1 protein-coding gene is annotated in these 721 nt (G+C 69.5%); it reads left to right on the forward strand.

From position 1 onward, the window contains the following. Positions 1–721 (forward strand): hypothetical protein (locus SSP08S_RS58015; RefSeq protein WP_043260503.1); only part of this gene is annotated, 721 nt, incomplete at both ends.

Here is a 721-nt window from a genome sequence, read left to right on the forward strand (position 1 = left end):
GCTGCTCGCCGACACCCTCGGCGTCCCGATCCACGTCTTCCAGCCGGTGCCCGACGCCCTCACCGGCGCCACCGCGACCACCGGCCCCCGGGGCATCCTGCTGCGCTACGGCCCGACCACCAACGCGCCCGCCCTGGAGGTCCACTACACGGGCCTGAACCACTACAGCGCCAGCGACGCGAGTGCCGGTACGACCCCGGCGACGATCACGCCGTCGAACGCACCCCGGGGTCCGGAGGATGCCAACAGCCTGCTGCCGGACGGCCGTTACCGTCCCGCGCCCACACGCAGCGCCGACGACGACAATCCCGCATCGCATGTCGCCGATCCCGCGCCGAAGGATTCGTGGTTCGGGCTGCGCGCGCATGCCCGTCCCGCCGTGCACAGCACGGAGCGGTTCGACCCGCATGCAGATCAGTCCAGCCCGCCGCGGCCAGGTGTCCTCAGCGGTGCCACAACTCTCGTGCGCACCCGCATTCGTCGTATCCAGGCACCCAACGGCACGTGGGTCCGCGACTACACGCTCAACCTCCCGGTCTCCTCCAACGACCCGGAGCTCACCCAGCAGTTCAAGGACCGGATCACCGGTCTCCTGGACACGCACCTCAACACCGGTCTGAAGCTGCCCAGTTCAGGCGATCAGCTTCACGTCACCCTCAACCTGATCAGCGACCCTGATCACCCCGAAGCCGTCACCCTCACCAACACCGCCGACCCGGCG

Origin of the sequence: Streptomyces hokutonensis, assembly GCF_000376565.1 — a bacterium.
GTDB lineage: Bacteria > Actinomycetota > Actinomycetes > Streptomycetales > Streptomycetaceae > Streptomyces > Streptomyces hokutonensis.